This is a genomic window from Streptomyces sp. NPDC050388 (genome assembly GCF_040655635.1).
Lineage (GTDB): Bacteria > Actinomycetota > Actinomycetes > Streptomycetales > Streptomycetaceae > Streptomyces.
In genome coordinates, this window is record NZ_JBFAKH010000089.1 from 21,306 (window position 1) to 28,041 (window position 6,736).

Sequence of the window (6,736 nt, forward strand, 5' to 3'; positions counted from 1 at the left end):
GGGGTCAGGGTGCCCCGGACGGAACCCGGGGAGGATCAGTAGCCCCGCTGGCTCGCGTAGAACACCAGCCGGTACTTGCCGATCTGCACCTCGTCACCGTTCGACAGACCGACCTGGTCGATCCGCTCACGGTTGACGTACGTGCCGTTCAGACTGCCCACGTCGGCCACCGTGAAGGAACCGTCCTGGCCGCGGCGGAACTCCACGTGTCGACGCGAGACCGTCACGTCGTCCAGGAAGATGTCGCTCTGCGGGTGCCGACCGGCCGTCGTCAGGTCACCGTCCAGCAGGAAGCGGCTGCCCGAGTTCGGCCCGCGGCGCACGACCAGGAGTGCCGAGCCCACCGGCAGCGCGTCGACGGCCGCCTGCGCCTCGGGCGACAGCATCGGCATCTGCGTCTGGCCGGTGACCTCCGCGTCGTAGGCCTCAAGACCGGAGATGGAGATGGTGGAGGTCGTCTCGGAGGGACGCTCCGGGGCGACTCCGGGCCGGAGCGGAGCTCCACAGTTGGAGCAGAACCGGCTGTTCTCCGGGTTGCGGTTACCGCACCTCGCACATACCAGGACCGACATGGACGGATCCTCCTGCCCACCGGGGGCTTGGGACGCGTACGGGTCGGAGAACCCTCCACCCGTACCTGAGGTTGACGGTTGCCCGAAACCTATGCCGCTCGACTGCGCAGGGTCAACCGACGACGCGCCCTGACCTCCCGCAACGCCCTCGCCCTGACCGCCCACCTGGTCCCGGAACAGCGGACGTGAACCTTCCGCCTCCGGCTGTGCGCGATGCCGGGCAGTCTCGCTGTCGCGGCCTTCTCGTGCGCTCTTGCCGAACAACTTCCCAAACAACTTCACGGGCGATTCCCCTTGACCGAAACAGACCCGCCCGTGGGGCAGGACGAACCCTGACTGAACACATTGGCCGACCCGGACATCCTCACAACGTCCGTATCCACCAGACAGTTTCCACCACGCACCACCCATTCGGTGCGCCGACCCCCCGCAACCTCATGCCCTCGCCGATCACCCTCCATGCACCCCCGCTTCACTGGGAGGACGACCGAGCGTAGTCAGGCTGCTTCGCCGGCCGCAAGGCATCCACGACGATCTTGGCCGACCGCTCCACGGAGGCGGTGGCCTGTTCCTTCTCGAGAGTCTGCACCACACCTCCTGGGATGTTGAGCGCCGGCTCGAGGTCCTGCGGCTTGCCGATGACCTTGAAACGATAGGGAGCAGTGATCTTGTTCCCGTCGACGCTCACCCCGTTGCCGGAATCGGCCAGGTAGGTGCCCGCCACGACCCGCACGCCGTCCAACTGAATGGCCTCGGCGCCGGCCGCGCGCAGCTCCTGAACGGCGTCGAGCAGCATGTTCGCCTTCACCATCCCCTTCGTGTCCTCGATGACCAACGTGATACCGGGCCCCTGCGCGGCCACGGTTCCCGCCAGGATGCCGAGTTGCCGTTCCTTCTCGGCCGTCTGTCTCCGGGCCTCCTCGGCCTGGTCGGAGCTGTTCTCCAACTCGTCACGCTGCTTCTCGAGCCCTTGCTTCTCATCCTCAAGACGCTCTGTGCGGTCATCGAGTTCATCGAGGATACGAACAAGATCTTCCTGACGGGCGCCGCGCAGGGCACTGTCCCCCTCGCTGTTCGAGGCGACCTGGACGGCCAGGCCGAAACCCAGGCCGAACAGCAGCACGGCGACGATGAGTTGAGCTCGGGTGATCCGTGGCGGCCACAGCCCCTTCACCAGCCGCTGCCGTCCGGTCAGACCGGATCCGGGCGGCTCCGGCGGTGTCTGCCCGTCCTCGACCGCGGGCGCGGGCGCGGACACCTCGTCGGGCAGTTCCTTGCGGAGACTGCCACCGGATGCCGGGCGTGGTCCGGGTACCGGGGGTGCTCCGGCTGCCGGCTCGGGCGTCGTCCTGTCGTGCTCGTGATCGCTCATCGGCCTCACGCCCGGAACACGTGCCGGCGGATCGCCGCGGCGTTGGAGAAGATCCGGATGCCGAGGACGACCACGACCCCGGTGGACAGCTGGGCCCCCACGCCCAACTTGTCTCCGAGGAAGACGATCAGCGCGGCCACCACCACGTTCGACAGGAACGACACCACGAAGACCTTGTCGTCGAAGATGCCGTCGAGCATGGCCCGCAGCCCGCCGAAGACGGCGTCGAGCGCCGCCACGACGGCGATCGGCAGATAAGGCTCGACGACCGCCGGAACCTCGGGCCGGACCAACAGGCCGGCCACGACTCCCACGACGAGGCCCAGTACGGCGATCACGATATGCCCTTCTCAGTTGCAGGTGTCGTCTCGGTTATCGGTTGTGCGGTTCGTACGATCACACTCGGCGCGGCGGGCAGCCGGAGGTCGCCCTCCACCGAAAGTTCGGTGCGGATGTCGTAGCTCTCCTCCAGGGCCTGCAGATACAGCCCGTCCGCACTGTTCTGGAACCGGCTGCTCAGCTGCTGACCTTCCCCCACCGCGAGCACCGTGTACGGCGGTACCAGCGGCCTGTTGTCGACCAGTATCGCGTCTCCCGCGGCCCTGATCGCAGACAGAGCGGTCAGCCGCTGCCCATTGATCGAGACGGCCTCGGCGCCGGACTCCCACAGGCCGTTGACCACACGTTGCATATCACGGTCGCGGACCCGCCCGGTGTCGGAGAACCCGGAGGTGGACCGAGCGTCGCCGTCCCCGCCGACGCTCGTGTCCTTGGCGTCGTTCACCACGAGCTTCACTCCGGGCCCGTGCACCGCGACGGCACCCGCCAGGACGCCCACCAGCTCGGTACGGTCGCCCTCACCACTGTGCTTGAGTGCCTCGCGCTGCCGTGCGCCCACATCGTCACGGAGTGCGTCGACGCCGTCCTTGAGCTTGTCCGCCGCCTCGGTCTCGCGGTCGATCCTGTCGATCAGTTCCTCGCGCTCCTTGGCGACGACGGGGGCCGCCACCCTGGCCTGCGCGGCTCCCACGGTCACGACCAGGGCGGCGAGCACCAGACCACCGGCGAGCCCCAGTTTCGCCCTGAGGGTCTTCGGCATACCGCCGCTGCCGTCGGCCTGCTTCCGCGCGGCGGCCTCGGCGTATCCCTCGTCGAGGCTGTGGTCCATCACATTGGTGAGCAACGACATGGACGCGTCCGGGCGCGGAGGCCGCTGGGGTGTGCTCCGAACGGGGGGTTGCTGCGGCATGCCGCACATCGTCGCACGCCACGGCCACTACCTCCGAACGACCCTACCGGCGTGCCGGACAGGCCCCCTTGGGGACACTTGTCCGGCACGCACGTGTACCGCTGGTTCTGCCGTCCCGCCTATCGTCCCGCGCTGTCCACGACGGCCGCCCACTCGTCGAGCAGGGCCTGGGCGGAGGCGTCGTCGGGTCCCTCCGCCCACAGGTGGGTGACCGCCTCGGCAGGGTCGGGCAGCACCATCACCCAGCGACCGTCGGGCTCCACCACGCGTACACCGTCTGTGGTGTCCACGAAGCGTTCACCGGCCTCCTCGACGACCCGCCGCATCACCAGCCCCTTGACGGCCCACGGAGTCGCCAGATCACGCTTGATCACGTGCGCGCGCGGGATCCGCGCGTCGATCTGGCTGAGCGTGAGCTGAGTCCTCGCCACCAGACCGATGAGCCGGACGAAGGCCGCGGTACCGTCGTAGACCCGGCTGAACTCCGGAACGATGAAACCGCCCTTGCCGTCACCGCCGAAGATCGTCCCCTCCTCCCCGCCCACGCGCGTCAGGTCGTCGGGCGAGGTGGTCGTCCACTCCACCTGCGTGCCGTGATAAGCAGCCACCTGTTCGGCGATCCTGGTGGTGGTCACGGGAAGCGCGACCCTGCCGCTGCGCCGCTCGGCCGCGATGAGGTCGAGCAGGACGAGCAGCGCCCGGTCGTCCTCGATGATCCTCCCCTTCTCGTCGACCAGGGACAGCCGCTCGCCGACGGGGTCGAATCGCACACCGAACGCGGCACCGGAGGACGCCACCATCTCACCGAGCCGCACCAGTCCCGAGCGCCGCATATCGGCCGTCTCGGTCGGCCTGGACTCGTTCAGGCCGGGGTTGATGGTCAGCGAGTCGACACCGAGTTTGCCGAGCAGACTCGGCAGAACGAGCCCCGCACTGCCGTTCGACGCGTCCACGACGACCTTCAGCCCGGACTCCGCGATTCCCGTGATGTCGACGTTCCGCAGCAGTGATCCGGTGTACGAGTCGAAGACACTCGCCGGGAAGTGCAGATCGCCGATCTCTCCCGGAAACGCACGCCGGTACTCCTGCCGCGCGAACACCCGGTCCAGTTTGCGCTGGCTGCCTTGCGAGAGGTCGGCACCCTGCCCGTCGAAGAACATGATGTCGACCGAGTCGGGCACCCCGAGTGTGGTGCGGATCATGATGCCGCCCGCGCTGCCCCGCGCGGTCTGCTGCCGGGCCACGGGCAACGGTACGTTCTCCAGGTCCCGTACGTCGATGGCGCTGGCCTGCAACGCGGAGATGACCGCACGCTTCAGGGCGCGGGCACCACGGGAGTGGTCCCGGGCCGTGGTGACCGTCGATCCCTTCTTCAACGTCGTCGCGTAGGCGCCGGCCAGCCGCACGGCGAGTTCCGGGGTGATCTCGACGTTCAGGATTCCCGAGACCCCACGGGCTCCAAATAGATGCGCCTGTCCCCTGGACTCCCAGATGACCGAGGTGTTGACGAAGGCTCCCGCCTCGATCGTCTTGAACGGGTAGACCCGCACATTTCCTTGGACGATCGATTCCTCGCCGATCAGGCATTCGTCGCCGATGACGGCGCCGTCCTCGATCCGCGCCGCGCGCATGACGTCGGTGTTCCTGCCGAGGACACAACCCCGCAGGTTGCTGTGCGGACCGACGTACACATTGTCGTGGACGACGGCCCTGTGCAGGAAGGCCCCGCTCTTCACGACGACGTTGGACCCCACGATCGTGTGCTCGCGGATCTCGGCGCCGGCCTCGACCTTGGCGTAGTCACCGATGTAGAGCGGACCGCGCAAGACCGCGTCGGGATGTACTTCGGCGCCCTCGGCCACCCATACGCCCGGCGAGATCTCGAAACCGTCGATATCGACGTCGACCTTGCCCTCCAGGACGTCGGCCTGCGCCTTCACGTAGCTCTCATGGGTGCCGACATCTTCCCAGTAGCCTTCGGCGACAAAGCCGTAGACGGGTTTGCCCTCCTTCATCAACTGTGGGAAGACGTCACCGGACCAGTCGACGGGCACATCCGGCTCGACATAGTCGAAGACCTCGGGCTCCATGACGTAGATCCCGGTGTTCACCGTGTCGGAGAAGACCTGCCCCCAGGTCGGCTTCTCCAGGAAACGCTCGACCTTCCCCTGCTCGTCCACGATGGTGATACCGAATTCCAGCGGATTGGGCACCCGGGTCAGACAGACCGTGACCAGGGCTCCCTTTTCCTTGTGGAAATTGATCAGCTCGGTGAGGTCGAAATCTGTCAGAGCATCGCCGGAAATGACAAGGAAGGTGTCGTCCTTCAATGCCTCCTCGGCGTTCTTGACGCTTCCCGCGGTACCGAGTGGCTTCTCCTCATTGGCATAGGTGAGCTCCATTCCGAGCTCCTCGCCGTCACCGAAATAGTTCTTGACGAGCGATGCCAGGAACTGGACGGTCACAACCGTTTCGTTGAGCCCATGCTTTTTGAGCAGCCGCAGAACGTGCTCCATGATCGGCTGATTGGCCACTGGCAGGAGCGGCTTGGGCATACTTGAGGTCATGGGGCGAAGGCGTGTGCCTTCGCCTCCGGCCATCACGACGGCCTTCATGTCGGAAGCGCCCTCCTCTAAGAGACGACGGTCTAGCCGACTTCACCCACCAAGATTGTCCCGCACGTTTCCACTGCGGGCCATCGCGCCACTCTGCGCGTGCCAGTCAGCGAGTTCAGCCGGCCATGGCGTCCGCACGCACCAAGCGGCGGACTTGGACCACATAGAGGACTCCTGCCCACCAGTACAGCGTTGTACCCCATCCAGCGAACGCCCATCCGAAAACAGCAGCAAGTGACGAGATCCAACCGCTACCGTCGCTGAGCAGCAGCAGGGGGAAGGCATACATCAGGTTGAAGGTGGCCGCCTTCCCGAGGAAGTTCACCTGCGGCGGCGGATAGCCGTGCCGCCGGAGGACACCCACCATCACCAGCAGAACCAGCTCACGTGCCAGCAGTACGGCCGTCAACCAGAGCGGAAGAATCTCGCGCCAGGTGAGTCCGAGCAGAGTCGACAGAATGTAGAGCCGGTCGGCCGCGGGATCAAGAAGCCGACCGAGACTGCTGATCTGATTCCACCGTCGCGCGAGTTTGCCGTCCAGGTAGTCACTGACACCGCTCAGAGCGAGCACCAGAAGCGCCCAGCCGTCACTCTTCGGGCCGCCGAACTCAGGCCTGAGGATCAACCACAGGAAGAGAGGCACGCCGAGAAGGCGCGCCATGCTGAGGATGTTCGGGATGGTGAGGACACGGTCCGTCTGGACGCGCGTCTCCTGGACCTCCACCCGGGGGCCTCCTGTGGGAAACGTACCAATGATGCTCACTGACCCTACCTCAACACAAAAAAGCTCTGACTCTCGGGTTGCATGCCCGAGAGTCAGAGCTCTAAAAGAAGTTCGGCGGCGTCCTACTCTCCCACAGGGTCCCCCCTGCAGTACCATCGGCGCTCTGGGGCTTAGCTTCCGGGTTCGGAATGTAACCGGGCGTTT

The 6,736-nt window shown here is 66.3% G+C and carries 6 protein-coding genes and 1 rRNA gene; all 7 read right to left on the reverse strand.

Annotated elements, in window-relative coordinates; translation table 11 throughout:
- Positions 1-35: 35 nt before the first annotated feature.
- Positions 36-983, reverse strand: a complete 948-nt coding sequence (locus AB0I73_RS33870; RefSeq protein ID WP_363043911.1) for an FHA domain-containing protein — start codon at positions 981-983, stop codon at positions 36-38.
- 61 nt (positions 984-1,044) lie between these two features.
- On the reverse strand, positions 1,045-1,830 hold the full coding sequence (locus AB0I73_RS33875; RefSeq protein ID WP_363043913.1) for a DUF881 domain-containing protein: 786 nt from the start codon (positions 1,828-1,830) through the stop codon (positions 1,045-1,047).
- A 119-nt stretch (positions 1,831-1,949) separates the two neighbouring features.
- The gene (locus AB0I73_RS33880) at positions 1,950-2,282 is read right to left on the reverse strand and encodes a small basic family protein (RefSeq protein WP_003988855.1); all 333 of its coding nucleotides are present in this window, start codon (positions 2,280-2,282) and stop codon (positions 1,950-1,952) included.
- Positions 2,279-3,133, reverse strand: a complete 855-nt coding sequence (locus AB0I73_RS33885; RefSeq protein ID WP_363043915.1) for a DUF881 domain-containing protein — start codon at positions 3,131-3,133, stop codon at positions 2,279-2,281. Before AB0I73_RS33885 ends, AB0I73_RS33880 begins: the two co-directional genes overlap by 4 nt.
- Positions 3,134-3,312: 179 nt before the next feature.
- Positions 3,313-5,808, reverse strand: a complete 2,496-nt coding sequence (locus tag AB0I73_RS33890) for a mannose-1-phosphate guanyltransferase (protein WP_109383034.1) — start codon at positions 5,806-5,808, stop codon at positions 3,313-3,315.
- Positions 5,809-5,923: 115 nt separating this feature from the next.
- Positions 5,924-6,532, reverse strand: a complete 609-nt coding sequence (locus tag AB0I73_RS33895) for a CDP-alcohol phosphatidyltransferase family protein (protein ID WP_109383035.1) — start codon at positions 6,530-6,532, stop codon at positions 5,924-5,926.
- 109 nt (positions 6,533-6,641) lie between these two features.
- Positions 6,642-6,736 (reverse strand): 5S ribosomal RNA (gene rrf, locus AB0I73_RS33900); the annotation flags it as partial.

Coding starts and splice junctions, on each gene's coding strand:
- AB0I73_RS33870 (WP_363043911.1), bottom strand. CDS start 983: ATGGGTGGTGCGTGGTGGAAACTGTCTGGTGGATACGGACGTTGTGAG.
- AB0I73_RS33885 (WP_363043915.1), bottom strand. CDS start 3,133: ATGTCGTTGCTCACCAATGTGATGGACCACAGCCTCGACGAGGGATAC.
- AB0I73_RS33890 (WP_109383034.1), bottom strand. CDS start 5,808: ATGAAGGCCGTCGTGATGGCCGGAGGCGAAGGCACACGCCTTCGCCCC.